Below are 16,758 nucleotides of genomic sequence, written 5' to 3'. Positions count from 1 at the left end.
GGTAATAATTGTTCGATACAAAACTGATTTTTAGCGTTAGTTAGCCATCCAACGCTGATTCCAGAGTAAGTTGCCTCTAATTTTACATTGTATCCCAGGACTTTACGAGGTACTGGGAACTTTCGTTTAAGCTTGTTTTTTTACTATTCTTCAGTTTTATTTCGTTTTTTATAGCTTTTCAATAGTTGACTTTTTTGCCATTAAGTGATATATGCTGTAATCGTGAGTTTTTCCCAGCCGAAGAATATCTATCATTGGTGGGGGGGTGCGGTGATATGTAATTGGTTGGCAGAAAGAGTCCCCTTTGTCCCCTTTGTCGCCTTTGTCCCCTTTGTCCCCTTTGTCCCCTTTGTCGCCTTTGTCGCCTTTGTCCCCTTTGTCCCCTTTGTCCCCTTTGTCCCTAGCCCCTAGTAGTGTGGCAAACTGGTTTTGATGGGTTGCTGGAAGGGCCAAGAAACCCATCAAATTTAGCTTGGTGGACTTACTAGCCCCTTCTTCTCCAAAATCTAAAATCTAAAATCCAAAATCTGCCCCATGCAAATTACCCAGTGTCTTCACGCAGCTATTCTCGTTTCCGACCTGGAACGAGCCGAAAATTTCTATGGCAAGATCATGGGATTATCCAAAGTAGAGCGAGATCTCAAATTCCCAGGCGCGTGGTATCAAATCGGAGACTTTCAGATTCACCTAATTGTTGCCGACTCCGTGCCATCCGACCAAGTAAATACTGAAAAATTGGGACGCAATCGGCACATAGCTTTTTGGGTCACCAACTTAGATGAAGCGAAAGAGCAACTGCTGAGTAACGGATGTGAAGTACAAATGAGTGCATCCGGTCGATCTGCTTTATTCATTCAAGACCCCGATGGTAACATTATTGAGCTTAGTTCGGTATAAACTGTAGAAAGTCTCGACAGACACGAAGCAGATTAAGTTATGGTTGTGCAATGAAAATCGTTGCCTATTCCTACAGCGATCCGCTTTTAGAATCGGCACCCGATCGAGCTATTTGGGGTTGGGAAATAGATAAAGTTTATCAAGATTTGGGAGGGCGTCAACAACTGGGGCAATTGCTCGCAGATTGTCAAACAGAACGAGCGGATTATCTGTTAGTTCGACGAGTGGAAGAACTAGGCGATTCGGTGGAAGAAGTGAGCAATTGCCTGACTCAACTGGAATCTCTGGGTATCCAACTAATTGCTCACGAGCAAACCTCCACCACAACTACAAACATCCGCGCAGATTTGCTCAAACTCCTGCAAGAAATCCAGAATTCCCAGCGCAGTCGCCGGATCCGTCAAGGACACGCCCGCAATCGCCTCAAAGCTTCGCCTCCGCCCGGTAAAGCGCCCTACGGTTATCGACGCGGTAAAGATAAATATATCCTTGACAAAAGTGCCGCTCCTGTGGTGAAAGAATTTTTTGACCGATTTCTGCTTTACGGTTCTTTGCGAGGCGCAGTGCTATTCCTGGCGAAAAAATACGGTAAAAAAATCTCTGTATCAACCGGGCGTCGCTGGCTCACCAATCCAGTCTATCGCGGCGATACAGCTTATCAGAACAACGAAATTATCTCCAATACTCACCTTCCCACCATTTCCAGAGAAGAAGCCGCACAGATCGATCGCCTTTTGCGTCGCAACCGCCGGATGTCGCCCCGTACCGCCAGCGCGAATCGTTCTCTAGCGGGATTGCTTGTCTGTGCCGAGTGCCAATCCCCTATGACTGTAGCCCGCGTCACGACGCCGCGCCAAAAAAAAGAATATCTCTACCTGCGTCCGATTAGCTGTCCCAAAAGTCCCAAGTGCCGATCGATACCTTACGAGGAAGTGTTGCAGCAAACTATTCAAATGATCTGCCGCGAATTACCTCTAGCAGTCGCCGAGATGAGTTTACCGGATATGGGGAGAATTAAGGAAGGGGTGAAAAATGCGATCGTCACCAAGCAAGATATCTTAACTCAACTTCCCTCACTGTGCGAAACAGGCGTTCTCGATCCTGAAACATCTCAATTACGCGCCTATAAACTGCGTACAGAAATCGCTTCCCTGCAACAGCAGCTAGCCGAACTCCCGCCCGTGAATTTGCGCGAAACAGCTATTGCTGTTTCCATTCCTCAATTCTGGTTGGATTTGTCCGAGTCAGAGCGGCGATTTTACTTTCGGGAATTCATTCGCCAAATTCAGCTATTGCGTCAAGATGCAGCGTGGGAGTTGCAAGTTAACTTTATCTTTTAGGGCGTTGGGAAAAGGGCTAGAACACCCATTCAGTAATACTTGGCGGTGCGTTTTTAGCGTGTAGGGGCTCCGCATTCGGGTATAAAATATATCGCTCTTACCCTAGATTTCCACACCCGTTTGCTTCGCCCCTACCATTACTGAATCGGTGTTCTAGGGGTTAGGGGTAAACGAGGAATTATATCATGTCCTTACGCATCGATTGCAAGAGAAAAATCCCTCTCTTATCTGCGTTTATCTGCGTTAATCTGTCTACCCTACGGGAAGGCGAAGCGCCTACATCTGCGGTAAAAATTTAACCCCCGATGACAACAGACAATTTCCCGTATTACTCTTACACTAACGATGCAACCGGACACGATATTACCGAAAAAAGTGTAAACTTATGTGAAAATTATCTTAATCTTCACGATGAACTCTCGTCGCAACTTTCTACGCACTCTATTAGCCTTTTGTCTAGCCCTTCTCCCTTGGTTTAACTTCACCCCATCTGCGCTAGCTATCGGCGGCAAACTCCCTCCCCTAAATCAACCCGCCCCAGAGTTCACATTGCCAACTAATACTGGGAATGGGGAAGTTTCCCTTTCCGACTATCGGGGCAAATGGGTGGTTCTCTACTTCTATCCCAAAGATTTCACCTCTGGTTGCACCTTGGAAGCTCGCCGCTTTCAGCAAGACTTGCCAAAATATATGGATAGAAATACTCAAATTCTCGGTGTCAGCGCTGATTCTGTAGATTCCCACGCCGAATTTTGCGATTCCGAAGGTTTGAAGTTCCCGTTATTAGCCGATACTGATGGCAAAATCAGTAAAGCCTACGGTTCGTGGTTGGGTTATCTCTCCGTGCGGCACACTTTTATCATCGATCCAGAGGGTATTATTCGCGAGGAATATACTGGGGTAAACCCATCGAGTCACAGTAGGGAAGTTCTGTCTCGTCTCAACGAGTTGCAGGAAGCGGCTTCTTAGCTAGATCCCCCCTTTGCCCCTGCCCCCGTAAAAAAGGGGGGAACCAAACTAATTTTAGCCCAGCTTTGTAAATGACTGCGGATGGTATGTTTCTTAATCGCAATTGAATTACATCTCCTGAGAACGGTTTTTAGAGTTGCGTCGCATCCGAAACCACATCGTGATTCCAGTTATAGCCAAAGTCAGCAAACCCAAGGCGTTCAGAAATGGATAGACGATCTCTAGATTCAGGCTACCAAAATGACCTTTGTGCCAATCCAGCAACCAATCGAAGTCCTCGCCCTTGCCTGAGAGGTCTACCATCTGATAAACCGATCCGGTAATCAGGGTCAGTAGGATCGGCAGAATCATAATTGGGGCAACGATGCGATGCAGTTGACGCAGACGAGCTTGATAATTTCTCATGGTAGTGTTTTATAAACTAGAAACAATAGCGATCGCCTAAATTGCTTGCTAAAGCAACTAGCCGCATCAGAACCGAGTTAGACAATCTGCGATCGATTCGCAACTCTTAACTTAATGCTTACAGAACCGTTTGTCATTCCCGTGACACCAGAATATATTTTATCGAATGACTTTCGCCTTATGGACATTTTAATTGTTGAAGACGAACCGGAAATCGCCAAGCTGATCCAACTGACTTTGGAAGCTGAGGGATTTTCCTGCCACCAATGTCGCGATGGACTGACGGCATTGCAAATGTTTCAGCAACTACAACCAGATGCGATCGTACTCGATTTGATGGTGCCCGGTTTGGATGGGTTGGAAGTGTGCGCCCGCATCCGCCAAAAACCCGGCCCCAAAGACCCCTATATTTTGATGCTGACTGCTAGGGGTGAGGAAATCGATCGCGTGATCGGTTTGTCTACTGGTGCCGATGATTACATGGTTAAACCTTTTAGCCCCAGAGAATTAGTTGCTAGAGTGCGGGCTCTATTGCGGCGCAGCCTTCGTCACGGGGGACAAAACCTCGTTTACCGCACCCAGCATTTTACCGTGGATGTCGATCGGCACACGGCCCACCGCCATATCAATCCAGATCGATCGGAAGAACTGGACTTAACCAGTTTAGAATTTAACCTTTTAACCACCTTTATCAGCTATCCGAATCGAGCCTGGAACCGCACCCAATTAATTGATAAACTGTGGGGTGACGACTTTTTTGGCGATGAACGAGTGGTAGATACTCATGTAGCCAGACTGCGTAAAAAAATTGAACCAGATCCAGCCAATCCCACTTTTATCAAAACTGTAATCGGAGTCGGATACAAGTTTGAAGATGCAGTGAATAATTAAAATTTTAAATCCTTCCTAATTTAATTTTTATGACTAAGATTGGCCTCAGTTCGCGTCTATTTATTTCTCACTTACTGGTAATTGTTGTTGGAATAGGTAGCTTTGTCATCATTGGCAAAGTATCTTCACCCCGTTTATTTGTTTTGCATTTGGAACAATTAGAAGGAAGGAACTTTTATTATTTACGCTATGCCCGCACTCAGCTGGTTGAAGGATTTGAAAATGTCTGGAGTCGCAGCACTTTCTGGTCATTCATGACTGGTGCAACTGCCGCTGGTGGATTAAGTTATTGGGTATCCAAGCGGATTATGCAGCCTCTTACCCTCATGGAACAAATCACCCAAAAGTTTGCCGCCGGAAAACTAGATGAACGAATGCCTACTTTGGAGATTCCAGAACTCAATCAATTAGCTGTCAGCTTTAACCGGATGGCGTCCAGTCTCGAAGGAGTGGAACAGCGACGGCGCGAACTAATTGGCGACCTCACCCACGAACTGCGGACGCCGCTAACTGTTGTTCGCGGTTACTTGGAAGAACTGGCGGATGGTAGGATTTCACCATCTCCAGAGATTTATCAGCAATTAGCAAAAGAAACAAAGCGGTTGGAACGGTTGGTAAACGATTTGCAGGAACTCTCGAAAGCAGAAGCGGGGTATTTACCAATAAATTTGCAGCCTGTTAATTTGCGTCCTTTGTTGCAATCCTTGGTGCAAAAATTTGCAGACCAGCTACTTGAAGAAGGCCCGGTTTTGCGATTGGAATGTCCGCCTCAGTTGCCTTTCGTATTAGCGGATATTGACCGAGTTGAACAGGTTCTAGTCAATCTGCTGGGAAATGCCGTGCGTTATACTTCCGAAGGCTCTATTACTATCCGCGCCTGGACTGAATCGGGCAAATTTTGGATTGGGGTTATTGACACAGGACAAGGAATTGGAGTAGAGGATTTGCCCCATGTTTTTGAGCGTTTCTTTAGGGCCGATCGATCGCGTGCCAGACATTCTGGGGGAACCGGAATTGGTTTAGCGATTTCCCGCCGATTGATTGAACTGCAAGGCGGTCATATTGAGGTGGAAAGTCAACTTGGTAAAGGTAGCACGTTTCGGTTTTGTCTGACTTTAGCTTAACAATTCTATTGTTCAATTATATGCTCTATTCTATTCTTACCTTCATTCTTTATACAGTACATTAAATAATCAGCCTTTTCAACTATTTCATCAACTGAATCCGGTGGATTGAGGAAGGTAATAGCACCGATACTAAAGGTAGCAGGCCATTTATTTTCATCCATTGTATCCACAAGTTGCTGTTGAACTCTCGCGATGACGGTATGAGCTGTTTCGTATCCAATACCGGGCAGTAGGAGGGCAAATTCATCGCCTCCTATGCGGGCAAGTATATCAGTGTCTCGGATAGTTTTTTTAATAGTTTGAGCCAAAGTTAGTAAAAGGCGATCGCCTATTTGATAGCTGCCATACTTATTAATATTTTTAAAATCGTCAACATCTATATATGCGAGTGTAAAAGGATGTCCGTAGCGACGCGCTCTCTTAATCTCCAAAGTGGCTAATTCACTAAATAATTGTCTATTAGCAACGCCAGTTGTCGGGTCAGTTCTAGCAAGTGTTTTTTCTTTCTGCCGCGCACTCCTCAATTCCGATAAAAGATAAGTAACAGTTAAAAAGAAACCCAATCTGACAGATGCGTTCCAATAATGAATAGCAGATGAGGAGGGCGCTTCCTCTAATGTTTTATTAGCTATAAACCATGCTATAGTACTGGCGATAGATATGACTATACCAGCCTTTTCGCCAGCGAACCAAGTGGTTATACAAATAGGAATAAGATAAAATATTGATACGGAGATATCTCGTGGGATTATGTAATCAATAAATCCCAGAATCAAGACTAATAATAGCCCTAATCCTATCAAAAAATACTTTGGTTTGTTTTCGAGATATCTTATTATCTTCACTGGAAAATTCATAAAAAAAACAAAATCTTAGTATGGCTTCTAGTTTAACAAACCCCGCCGATCTCGGAAATACAGCGGCTTGCAGCCCTTATGAAGTACAGCCTGTGAAACCCGGTTTCTTTAAGAAACCGGGTTTCTATGTACCTCACTCACCTGAAAAGCGCTGTAAGATTCGCTCAGTGCCTGCAAAGCGGTACAGGCCGAGTATTGGCGTACAGCCAACCTAACTGAGAGATACCAGTTCAGACACTTCAGAACTAGGGAATTGCGATTAGAAATCGAGAAACAGACTCGTTACATAATACAGTGACGGAACTCTTCGTGGTGCTATCTGTGGAAAAAAGTTGGTTGCAGTTGGTTGGGGAGAATTTCGCTACAACAAAAGGGATAGGCGTGCTGCCTATCCCTTGAAACAAATTTACGATCGCACTGCCTACCTATGAAGCCGTGACGGACTACTGCGCGGCGGTGGGAAAAGCACCTGGTTGCACCGTTAAACTAACGTTTTGACCGTTACGACGCACTTCCAGTTGCAGATTAGCGCCAACTTGGCTGTTTTCGACTGCCTGCTGTACAGTGCTGGATTCCGTGACCGATCGATCTCCGACCTTCTGGATAACATCACCCGCACGCAGTCCAGCTTTAGCAGCGGGAGAATTCGGCATAACTTTAACAATCAACACGCCTTTGTCTCCCTCTACAGTCAAACCACTGTTGGGATTGCTGTTGATTCTTTGTTTGATTTCAGCGGTAAGATCGACCATCTGAACGCCCAAAAAAGGATGTTCTACTTTGCCTTGTGCCACTAGCTGAGTGGCAATTCGTTGGGCGGTATTAATGGGAATTGCAAAACCTATGCCTTGGGCACCTTGGATAATGGCTGTATTCATGCCAATTACTTCACCTGAAGCGTTCAGCAGTGGGCCACCAGAGTTACCGGGATTAATCGCGGCGTCAGTTTGGATAAAGCTGACTCGCTTATCGGGGACGCCGACTTGACTGCTGGTGCGACCTGTAGCGCTAATAATCCCGGTAGTGACGGTGTTATCCAGACCTAGCGGATTGCCGATCGCGATCGCCCACTCCCCTGGCTTCAGTTTATCCGAGTCGCCTATCCTAACGGCTGGCAGATTGCTAGCCTGAATTTTGACAACTGCAACATCTGTAACAGGATCTGTACCTAAAACCTTGCCCTTGAAATTACGACCATCCTTCAGCGTCACCGTTACAGTGTCCGCACCATCCACCACATGGGCATTAGTTAAAACTTGACCGTCTGAATTAATAATAAAGCCCGACCCCGTACCGCGTTCAACTTGCTTCTGGGGTGGCGTGGGAGATTGACGACCACGAAACTGGCGTCCGAACGGGTCGTTAAAAACTTGAGGAATTTGATTCGTTACCGTTCGCGAAGAATCGATGCGTACTACTGCTGGCCCAACGCGATCGACAACATCTGTAATAAAGTTGGTATCTGCCGTTAATGGTAGTTTGGCATTAAGATTTGGACTGATTGGAGTGACAGAAGGCGCAGAAACAGGGGGCGCAGAAACAGACGGCTGGGAGGACACTTTGTTTTGGGAACCCAGATAGCTGCCTGCAAAGGCGACACTTGCGCCCAGCAGCACCAGCGATACGTAAGTGACTGGCTTTTCCCAAAAAAGATGGTTAGATTTCGGAGTCTTGCGGTCTAAAATGTTGAATTCGATGCCCTTCGGTTCTCCCGAACCATTATCTAGACGAGGCTGTTTTGTTTGCATCTCGGACACCTGCTGCCACATAATTAATAATTCACACTTCTCAATGTAGACATTTGTTGTGTCATTCTTGTGACAGGGTTATTGCCGCAGTGTGAAAATTTCTTTACTTGCATCCGATCGCTCGTATCCATGACTTTTAACAGTTTATCTTTATCACCGCCAGGGAAGAGTTTCGCAGTCGATTTTGTAGGAAATATAGACGATCGTCGTGGCAGAGCAATACCATATTATACCATAGATTTTTTAAATTATGACTGATCTACCGGATTCGATCGCGCTCAAAAATCAAGCACTGCGAGAATTGAGATGAAAAAGATTACGAAGCGATCGCGTGCCTTAGTTGCCATTGTTATTTACAAAGCTGTGACGGCTTTACTGCTTGCAGTGACCTCTATTGCTTTGATATTAACGTTTAAAGACTATGAAAATCTGTCTGATTTTTCTCAGTCTTATGTTTTAGCAGGCAAGATAGAGGCGATCAAATGGCTTTTAGAGAAAATTTTGAATTTCCCTCCTAAAACTTTAAAGTTCAGTAGTCTTGTCGCTGGATCGTACTCAGTTGTAACAGCAATTGAAGCGATCGGCTTGTGGTATGAAAAAACTTGGGCGAAAATCTTAGTGCTGGTGCTGGTTGGCATCAGTATTCCGGCTGAAATTTTTGAGCTAATTCGAGGTATATCGCTGCTAAAGCTGGTTGTTTTTATCATAAATGCAGCGGTATTTTGGTACTTATTGCGTCATTCGTTGTTAGCTAAAGATGATGAATAGACATCTTGCAAAAATATTGAGAACCCCACCCTAACCCTCCCCGTTAACGGGGAGGGGATCGGAATCTTTCCCCCCTCCCTGTTGCGGGGAGGGGGTGAGGGGGTGGGGTGAAATCTAACGGGGAGGGAATCAAAATCTTTCCCCCTCCCTGTGGCGGGGAGGGGGTGAGGGGGTGGGGTTCATCCGCTACTGATTTGAGATAACCAATACAGAAGAAGCCGATCGCCCAAATTCCTCTGGTACATATTGCAGGTGAACTTCCGCACCAGGCCATACGAATGTGCCTGGAGTGACAGAACGAACTAAGTAATGCAGGCTGTAGACTCCGGCTTCCAGACGATCGCCATACGCGACAATGCGATCGCGATAAATCGTCTTATAATCCAGTTCCCAACTATCTCCTTGCGCCTGCAAGTAAGGCGTAGCAGTTTGGAAACTGCCATCCACAGCTTCAAAACCAGCGGGAAGGTAGTCTGTGACGATGAGATGATCTACCGGATGATCGGTAACAATTTCTAACCCAATATCAAAGACCTGTCCGCCAGCTACCTTTAATGGATCATCAAGTGCGTAAAGTCCGATCCGTCGCAATACTTTATCTTCATTAGCACGACGAATTTCTCGCACTATCCGCAGTCCGTTGAGTCTACCCGGTTGATTTCCCTGTAAGCGATAGCGATAAGTTGCCAAATAATGGAGAGTACCTTGACCGGATTTTTTCAAGATCAGGTCATTTTGACCGCGAGGTAGTTGTGCGATCGCAACTTTCACATCTTGATTATTTTGACGATAACCTTCAAATCGCGTTGATGCTAACTGCTTACCAGCGAGTTGAACTGTAGCTGTAAAGTTAGGCGGTGTAGGCTGAAGCTTAGCATATTCTACCAAAGCAGTAAGCGCTTCGGCGTTATCGTATGTGTTAGGCCAAATACCATTTCGCCGCAATGCTAGGAGACTTTGCACTAAACGATCGACAACTTCCGGTTTATTGTTTTGAGCAATAAATAACCGCAAAGCGTGAGCTTGTGCTGTAGTAGGCGAACCAAACCACCGCCAACGTTGAGGTAAATTTATCGTTGCAGTGCGACCTGTTTGGTAAACACTTTCTTGAATTTGATTTAGCAGCGTTTTCGACTCGTCTTGCCACTCTGGTAACTGGGATAAATAACGCGCTAGTTTAATCTGAGTGACGAAATCAAAGTTATTTCGCTGTGCATAAATATCTGAGAGAAAATCGTTGCGGTTTTCCCCTAGTTCGGAAAGCGCCATCAATGCTTCCAATCGCACCTGATTTTTGCACAATTGTTCTTTACAAAAGTCGTATTGGCCGGGGTCTGCCAGAATTTTCTTTAAGTAAGTTTTGAGGCGATTTATCATGGCCGGATTTACTTTCAGTCCGGCGGCAGATGCTCTGGCGAGACTTTGTGCGGCATAAGGAGAAACAAAAGGATCGGAGGTTGTTTGTCCCGGCCAAGTCGCGAAACCGCCATCTGGTTGTTGGAGTGTTTGCAAGCGTGCTAGAGCCTGATTTGCTTGTTGTTTGGGATTGAAGTTGGCGAAAGTTTGCTGATATTTTTGACTGAGAATTTGCAGATTAGCTGCGATCGCTAACTGACTCGCAGATGGTTCCAAGAAAGGTAAATCATCCTCATCCAAAACTTGTCGTGCAGGTGCGGTAATTTCTGGTATCAGACTGCTGGCAATTTGCACTTCCAAACCGCCAATGTCCTTGGCAATATTGTTATCTATCTTGAGAGGTATCTTTACCTGATTATTAGTTGTACCAGTTTCGACAACTTGTTCCGTAACTTCTAAAGATTTCACCTCTAAAGGAACTTCAAAAGCATCGGCTGTACCGTTTAGCTGAGTAGTAAATTTTACTTTTGTTTTACCAGTGGTATTGGCCACCATTGGGAAGCGGTAAGCACGAGTACCGGATTCTGATTTGGTTTGCAGCGTGTTGTTTTGGGCAAACTGGATACCGCCATTGAGTTCGCCAGCAATATCTAAATTTCCCGTTTCTTGGGTATTATTTGTTACCGATAAGCCAGCGTCAAAGCGATCGCCCAACCGGACAAACTGAGGTAACACAGGATTAGATATCAGCGGTTGCGTCGTGATGAAAGTCGTCTCGCCATTACCAAAACGTAAATTACCATCCGTCGCCACCACCATCACCCGCCAAGTCGTCAAATCATCGGGTAGTTTAAAGGTTACTTGCGCTTGTCCGTTTTCATCAGTTAGCACCGAACCATTGTAATAAGCTAAAGGTTGAAAATCTTTGCGAGTGCGAGTATTTTCTGCGCCTGCGGATAGTCCTCCACCATAACCCCAACCTTTTTCTAAAGGCGAGGATAAAGGTTGTAGCACTACATCCGATCGATTATCGGCAAAACGAGTCGAAATTGTCTGTTCTGCATATACCGTTTTAACTAAATCCGGCGGACGATATCCACTCAGTTGCAATATCGCTTCATTCACCACCATCACCGTCAATTGTCCCTTAACGGGATTGCGTTTATTATTAGTAAGTTTGAGTTGAACTGTCTGTTCAGTACCCGGTTGCAGCGATGCTTGCTGCTGTGTAACTTCCACTTTTAAGTATTTATCATCCAACTTGATATTAAAAGGTGCAAAACCAATTCTCACCAACTCGTTTAAACTTCCCGCTTCCACTTGCGCTAGAGGTTTGCCTTGACGCACCAAAACCGCCTCAAATGCTGCATTTGGCAACATATCTGGAGTTACTTTAAATTGAATCTGCGGCGAACCCCCTTTGACTTTTTGAATTGTGCGATAAAGGATATTGTGGCGAACGACTGCAAAGTGCAACTCAGCTTCTGGATAGGGAGATTGAATCAAGACAGTAGCAGTTTCACCTGGTTGATAACTTTCTTTGTCGAGTTTAACTTCCAAACGATTATTCTGATATCGATCGCCCCAACTGACTACATCGTTTCCAGTTGCCCAAATCTGCAAGTCGGTTGCGCTTAAATCGTTTTTAGCATTAGTAAAATTTGCTCGTATGCGATAAGAACCAGATTCGGGAGGCGTAAGCGAAACTGATTGGGGAGTGTTACTAGAAGTTATTTCGGCTTTAGCAACAGTTTTGTATTCAGCTTGATTTTGCGGTGTTAAACTGCCTTCCACTACTTGCGTAACGCTGTTGTAGTTAATTTGTTGCAGTTCGACGCGAACTTTTTGACCTTCTATTACTTTACCTGTGGGTTCGGTAACAATTACTTGAATAGGAAAAGGTTTACTGGCATCAGCAACAAAATTACTCTGCAAACCAATTATGCGATCGCTTGGTAGTGCAGTAAAGCTTTTGGAATCAGCAACCGATAAATTCGACACATCGGAGACTTGCACATCCACCCGATAATTCATAGGATAGGGCAAATCTTTCGCTACCGTTACGGTTTGATTGCTTTTACCTTGTCCATCCAGCACTTGACTTACTTGCAAGACATCCGTAGGAACAGAAGGACTTTCTTCCGGCCAAAACCATTGCCGTCCAAAAGAAAATTTTTCCCAACCTTTGGGGGTAAAATCAGTTTGCGATCGCGTCACATAATAAGTTGCTTTACCGCCTTGTACTGGAGAACCAAACAGGTAATTGCTTGCAGCTTTTGCTTCCACCTTTTGGTCAATAAAAACAAATTCTTTCTCCAAGTTGAGAGCAACTTTAAAATTAGGCGGTTTAAACTCAGCTACCCGGAAATCACCAGAAATTTCTACTCCATTCTCCCCTTTAGCAGTGATGGAATAATAGCCTAGAGCTTGATTGGCAGCAATGGGTAATTGCAGAGAAAACGTGCCAAATTCATTAGTTGTCTTAGTTCCCAAATCCGTTTTTTTACCATCGGGACTTTGCAGCGTCACCTTGTAAGGCACATTTTTATCTTGCTTAATAACGCCATTTTGCAGATAATAAGCTTCCCCAGTAAACGAAGCTTTTTCACCTGGTTGATACAACTGTCTATCTGAAAATATCGTTCCTCGCGATTCAGGTTTAGCGTTTTGCCATCCCGCATCGATACCGTAATCATAAGAACCGCTATATTCATCAGTGCGCGTAAAAGCCCAATCTTTACCTTCACGGGCAATTACTAACAGTTTTGGTGCTTCTGCAAATCCCCCAGCCGATTTCATACATTTTTGCAAATTATCACGATTTAGCAGCAGCGTACCCGTTTTATCGGTTTTAGAAACAGCGCAAGGTTGAACTTCTTCTTTAGTTTTTGCATCCAACTTTGATTCATAAATCTCGACAGTAGCACTTCCTACCGCAGCACCATCAGAAAGATGATTTACTCGAATCAATCCCGAATTGGGAAACCACTGGGCAAACACACCCAAATTTGTTAATTCTACCAGTCCGTAAGTGGTATTTTCCCGCCACTTCTGCTTGCCATTTTCTAGATAACGATTAGTGCGACCTTGAATACCATAAGCTAACATCCCAGTCGCCGCATTAAGTTTTTCTCGTAAAGGAACGGCGATATCTTTAGACTGATTTTTTCTACCTGCTACTTTAAAAGATTGCCAAGATTCAGGCGGAGGTAATAAATCATTTTTGTTTCCTTTGGGATAAGCAGAATCAACGTAAATTAAATCTGTCGGTTGCACCACTCGATAAGCTGCTTTGTACTGCGATTCTGGCAGATTAACTGTAGAAATATTCAACTGTAAATTTTTACCGGCTGGAAAAATATGCAAACTTGATGGTGCCCAGATATCTCCCGCAACATCGCCTGTTTGGTACTTGATTGTTACTGGTTTTCCTAATGTTTGTCCGAATTTATCTTTCAGGTTTGCACCAATGGTAATTGTATAAGTTTTTGCAGGTTCTAATGACCAAGGGTTAAGATTTACAAGCTTTTCTCCGTCGAACACTTTCACCAATTGAGGTGCTGGTTTAGGTGGAGGATTAATTTTAATATTGTCGATCGCAGAAGCTGCCACTAAACCATTATTAAATTGTAGCTGTGCAGCACCTTTTACAAAACGTCCGTAAGCTCCAGATACATCTGGCTGTCCGAATAATTCCAGTTTTTCAAATGCTAGGTTTGCATAAGTTTTAACTTGACTGGCAAAATCAGTTTCAGTTTGCAGATTACCACGCGCCGGACGAATGCCGGAGGAAAATTGCAAACTGTAACTGGTTGCTTTTTCTAACGTTTGCTGCGGTATTAAGATATAGTTCCAGTCACGAACTGAAGCATCAAATTTCTCTCCTGGTGGTTTATCTGTTGCTGAAGTGTTTTCTTTCTCTGGCTCGACTTTCAGCGGGATACGCTGCTTTTTACCTTCGGGAGTAAAAGCTAAACGATCTCGCAACGAAGGTAGGTCAAGTTCTACGTTTGATGTAAATTTTAAAGTAGGTTTTAAGTCAATTGGTTGCGGTTCGGAGTCAGGAGTTTCCTTCCAGCTAGGTAAGTTAGTTAATTTAATTGATTCAGTATTGAAAGTCCAAGCTAAATCTTGCGCCAGACGATGATTTTTGAGGTCGGATAATCCCGCTTTGAGGGTGACTTGTACTCTTGTTGCTTTCGGTAGTGCTTTATCTGCTTGAAATCCCACCATTCGGGGAGTTAAAAAGCGAAATTGACCAGCTAAAGGCGGCGTAATAGCAAATTTCTGCAACAGGCGCTGTTGATCGGGACTATCGATGCTTTCAACTGGAATTAGGGGTTCTTTAAAGCGAATGCGGATTTGTGCGAGGGGTTCAGCTTCGCCAACGGGACTAATTTGCTCTATCCAGTCTGGTAGTTGAGGCGTGGGTAGAGAGGGAACCGCTGGGAGTGGTTCGTTACCTGAAATCTTAATTAGACCGCACCCTGTCAATCCCAGGATGAGTGTCAGCACAAAGCAGAATATCCAAGTTTTAATTATCCTGCTGATAGCTTGCATGGCTTTTCTCCTCACAGCTGATATTGCATCAGATGGCTGATGCCGCCTGAATAACTATCCCAGTTCCTACAGTTACTGCCTAGTGGCTTTCCGGGTAGAGTAATAAATCTTTACTTTGCCATTGCTAATTTTTGTTAGATGACCCATACTAGGGCAGCGGGGCAGAAATAATCTACCAGTTCAAAAGTAGTTAAATGCCTTACACTCAAAGGATTTTTGACTTTTGTACGGGCGGGTTTAGCCCACACATCTCATTACTAACAGAATATTTTACAAAACCCGCCCCTACTGACTTTTGACTTCCGCGTAGCGGCACTAGGGCTAGCTACCTTTGAACGGAGCATCAATATTTGTTCAAAAATACCACAAATGACGAGATTTCCTTACGATCAATTTGCCAAGGACTATTTAAAGGAGTTGTTAGCACCTCTTGGTGAGGTGGAAACTAGCCGAAACGTCCCAGGAGAAGTGCGAGAGATAGATGTTTGGTTCACACCTTATCCATCAGCACAAAGGGGGGATGCAGTAGTACTGGGATTGCTGGGGCGATTTGCCGCTACCCCATCTATCTTTGAACCCTTCCGCAATGCCGTAGCGCCCAGCCAAATTCGCGGTTGTATGGGTAAACTATTTGATATACACGCCAATCTCCAGCGTCAGCGTCAGCGGGACAGCAGTCGTCTCGATGAGGCAGATTTACCTGGGTTGTGGATTCTTTCGCCTACTGTTTCGGCAACCATTTTACATGGGTTTAAAGCAGACCCCGATGCAGATAACTGGCCTACAGGAGTCTACTTTCTGGGAGAATATCTGAAAACTGCGCTTGTGGTAATTCACCAGTTACCGCGCACTGAAGAAACACTATGGCTGAGAATTTTGGGTAAAGGAAATGTGCAAAAACAAGCGATTAACGAAATAGGCACACTTCCACCCAATCATCCATTACGTTCAAACGCTCTCTTGTTATTGTCTAATTTGCAGGCAACTTTACAAGCGAGTCAAACTATAGATCGAGAAGACCGGGAGTTAGTTATGGAATTATCACCACTACTTTTACAATGGCAGGAAGAAGCTGTACAGCGAGGTATGCAGCAAGGTATGCAGCAAGGTATGCAGCAAGGTATAAGGACAGAACGCCGCGCCAACATAGAAAATTTGCTGCGAGTCCGGTTTGGTTTGTTAGATGAGCAACTCTCAGGAATTATTGAGCCTTTGTTGGAGTTGTCACCAGAGGAGTTTACTGTGTTGTTGCTGCAATTATCTCGTGATGAGTTGTTAAATAGGTTTGCTATGTAACGTAAGTTGCTAGTTCAAATTATCAGTTTGTAGGGTGCGTGAGTCTCCGTGTTATAAAGTTTTAATCTTTAGTCAAAAGTGGGCTCTCGCACCCGGAGCTTCTTGTAAACCCTCACGACGAACAGTAGGCAAATAAAGAATTCTCATTAAGTTGTTATTGTTGAAATAATAAAATATAAATTATCATGCGCTAAAAAACACAAATAGTGGTAAATTTGCTGAGGGTAGTTTCAAATCAGTTGACTTTGACAAAAGCGGACAAATAAATCGGTAAGAATTATTTCCACGTCTGACTGGAAGAGTACAACTGATGGACGATCTCTAGTACATAGTTCCCTTTACCCGGTTGAAATATCAGCTCTCTGGCAATGAACGAAAAAACAACAAGAAAACTGTCGGCTAATGATGGACAAACAACTGTACCCGATGGCGCAACAGTACCGCGTCAAGGAAAGAAGATAGGGTTTTGGCGATCGCTACAGTCGCAATGGGTGCAGCTTTTTGATAAACAGAGATTCCCTGCGTTGGTTTATACTCTGTGCGG

At 44.5% G+C, this 16,758-nt stretch carries 11 protein-coding genes; 7 read left to right on the top strand and 4 right to left on the bottom strand.

Annotated features, from left to right (window positions below):
• Positions 1-534: 534 nt before the first annotated feature.
• The 3 genes from LAY41_RS16815 (at position 535) to LAY41_RS16805 (ending at position 3,206) form a co-directional block, all read left to right on the top strand.
• Positions 535-897 (top strand): VOC family protein, encoded by a 363-nt coding sequence (locus LAY41_RS16815; protein ID WP_249100202.1) that lies wholly within the window; start codon positions 535-537, stop codon positions 895-897.
• Between the two features lie 50 nt (positions 898-947).
• The gene (locus tag LAY41_RS16810) at positions 948-2,237 is read left to right on the top strand and encodes a recombinase family protein (RefSeq protein WP_249100199.1); all 1,290 of its coding nucleotides are present in this window, start codon (positions 948-950) and stop codon (positions 2,235-2,237) included.
• 411 nt (positions 2,238-2,648) lie between these two features.
• The gene (locus tag LAY41_RS16805; RefSeq protein ID WP_249100540.1) at positions 2,649-3,206 is read left to right on the top strand and encodes a peroxiredoxin; all 558 of its coding nucleotides are present in this window, start codon (positions 2,649-2,651) and stop codon (positions 3,204-3,206) included.
• A gap of 108 nt (positions 3,207-3,314) precedes the next feature.
• On the opposite strand, the gene LAY41_RS16800 is transcribed toward LAY41_RS16805, so the two are convergent.
• Complete coding sequence (locus tag LAY41_RS16800; protein WP_249100195.1) at positions 3,315-3,611, bottom strand: PepSY domain-containing protein; 297 nt, start codon at positions 3,609-3,611, stop codon at positions 3,315-3,317.
• Positions 3,612-3,791: 180 nt separating this feature from the next.
• Here LAY41_RS16800 and LAY41_RS16795 point away from each other — a divergent pair, with 180 nt between their 5' ends.
• Both LAY41_RS16795 and LAY41_RS16790 read left to right on the top strand, forming a co-directional pair.
• Positions 3,792-4,502 carry a response regulator transcription factor gene (locus LAY41_RS16795; RefSeq protein ID WP_249100538.1) on the top strand — a complete coding sequence of 237 codons (711 nt, stop codon included), beginning with the start codon at positions 3,792-3,794 and terminating at the stop codon, positions 4,500-4,502.
• A 29-nt stretch (positions 4,503-4,531) separates the two neighbouring features.
• Positions 4,532-5,626, top strand: a complete 1,095-nt coding sequence (locus tag LAY41_RS16790) for a sensor histidine kinase (protein WP_249100190.1) — start codon at positions 4,532-4,534, stop codon at positions 5,624-5,626.
• A gap of 5 nt (positions 5,627-5,631) precedes the next feature.
• On the opposite strand, the gene LAY41_RS16785 is transcribed toward LAY41_RS16790, so the two are convergent.
• Positions 5,632-6,486: a GGDEF domain-containing protein gene (locus LAY41_RS16785; protein WP_249100187.1), complete on the bottom strand. Its 855-nt coding sequence runs from the start codon at positions 6,484-6,486 to the stop codon at positions 5,632-5,634.
• A 443-nt stretch (positions 6,487-6,929) separates the two neighbouring features.
• Positions 6,930-8,234 (bottom strand): HhoA/HhoB/HtrA family serine endopeptidase, encoded by a 1,305-nt coding sequence (locus LAY41_RS16780; protein WP_249100184.1) that lies wholly within the window; start codon positions 8,232-8,234, stop codon positions 6,930-6,932.
• Between the two features lie 306 nt (positions 8,235-8,540).
• Between LAY41_RS16780 and LAY41_RS16775 the strand changes: the two genes are divergently transcribed.
• On the top strand, positions 8,541-9,002 hold the full coding sequence (locus LAY41_RS16775; protein WP_249100181.1) for a DUF2127 domain-containing protein: 462 nt from the start codon (positions 8,541-8,543) through the stop codon (positions 9,000-9,002).
• A 186-nt stretch (positions 9,003-9,188) separates the two neighbouring features.
• On the opposite strand, the gene LAY41_RS16770 is transcribed toward LAY41_RS16775, so the two are convergent.
• Complete coding sequence (locus tag LAY41_RS16770) at positions 9,189-14,918, bottom strand: alpha-2-macroglobulin family protein (RefSeq protein ID WP_249100178.1); 5,730 nt, start codon at positions 14,916-14,918, stop codon at positions 9,189-9,191.
• Between the two features lie 369 nt (positions 14,919-15,287).
• Between LAY41_RS16770 and LAY41_RS16765 the strand changes: the two genes are divergently transcribed.
• The gene (locus tag LAY41_RS16765) at positions 15,288-16,214 is read left to right on the top strand and encodes a hypothetical protein (protein WP_249100174.1); all 927 of its coding nucleotides are present in this window, start codon (positions 15,288-15,290) and stop codon (positions 16,212-16,214) included.
• Positions 16,215-16,758: the final 544 nt, after the last annotated feature.

Origin of the sequence: Argonema galeatum A003/A1 (assembly GCF_023333595.1) — a bacterium.
GTDB lineage: Bacteria > Cyanobacteriota > Cyanobacteriia > Cyanobacteriales > Aerosakkonemataceae > Argonema > Argonema galeatum.
This window is presented reverse-complemented; position numbering and strand designations above follow the sequence as displayed.

What these genes read in the sequence shown, in the direction of transcription:
- LAY41_RS16815 (WP_249100202.1), top strand. Translation starts at nt 535, where the DNA reads ATGCAAATTACCCAGTGTCTTCACGCAGCTATTCTCGTTTCCGACCTG.
- LAY41_RS16810 (WP_249100199.1), top strand. Translation starts at nt 948, where the DNA reads ATGAAAATCGTTGCCTATTCCTACAGCGATCCGCTTTTAGAATCGGCA.
- LAY41_RS16805 (WP_249100540.1), top strand. Translation starts at nt 2,649, where the DNA reads ATGAACTCTCGTCGCAACTTTCTACGCACTCTATTAGCCTTTTGTCTA.
- LAY41_RS16800 (WP_249100195.1), bottom strand. Translation starts at nt 3,611, where the DNA reads ATGAGAAATTATCAAGCTCGTCTGCGTCAACTGCATCGCATCGTTGCC.
- LAY41_RS16795 (WP_249100538.1), top strand. Translation starts at nt 3,792, where the DNA reads ATGGACATTTTAATTGTTGAAGACGAACCGGAAATCGCCAAGCTGATC.
- LAY41_RS16790 (WP_249100190.1), top strand. Translation starts at nt 4,532, where the DNA reads ATGACTAAGATTGGCCTCAGTTCGCGTCTATTTATTTCTCACTTACTG.
- LAY41_RS16785 (WP_249100187.1), bottom strand. Translation starts at nt 6,486, where the DNA reads ATGAATTTTCCAGTGAAGATAATAAGATATCTCGAAAACAAACCAAAG.
- LAY41_RS16780 (WP_249100184.1), bottom strand. Translation starts at nt 8,234, where the DNA reads ATGCAAACAAAACAGCCTCGTCTAGATAATGGTTCGGGAGAACCGAAG.
- LAY41_RS16775 (WP_249100181.1), top strand. Translation starts at nt 8,541, where the DNA reads ATGAAAAAGATTACGAAGCGATCGCGTGCCTTAGTTGCCATTGTTATT.
- LAY41_RS16770 (WP_249100178.1), bottom strand. Translation starts at nt 14,918, where the DNA reads ATGCAAGCTATCAGCAGGATAATTAAAACTTGGATATTCTGCTTTGTG.
- LAY41_RS16765 (WP_249100174.1), top strand. Translation starts at nt 15,288, where the DNA reads ATGACGAGATTTCCTTACGATCAATTTGCCAAGGACTATTTAAAGGAG.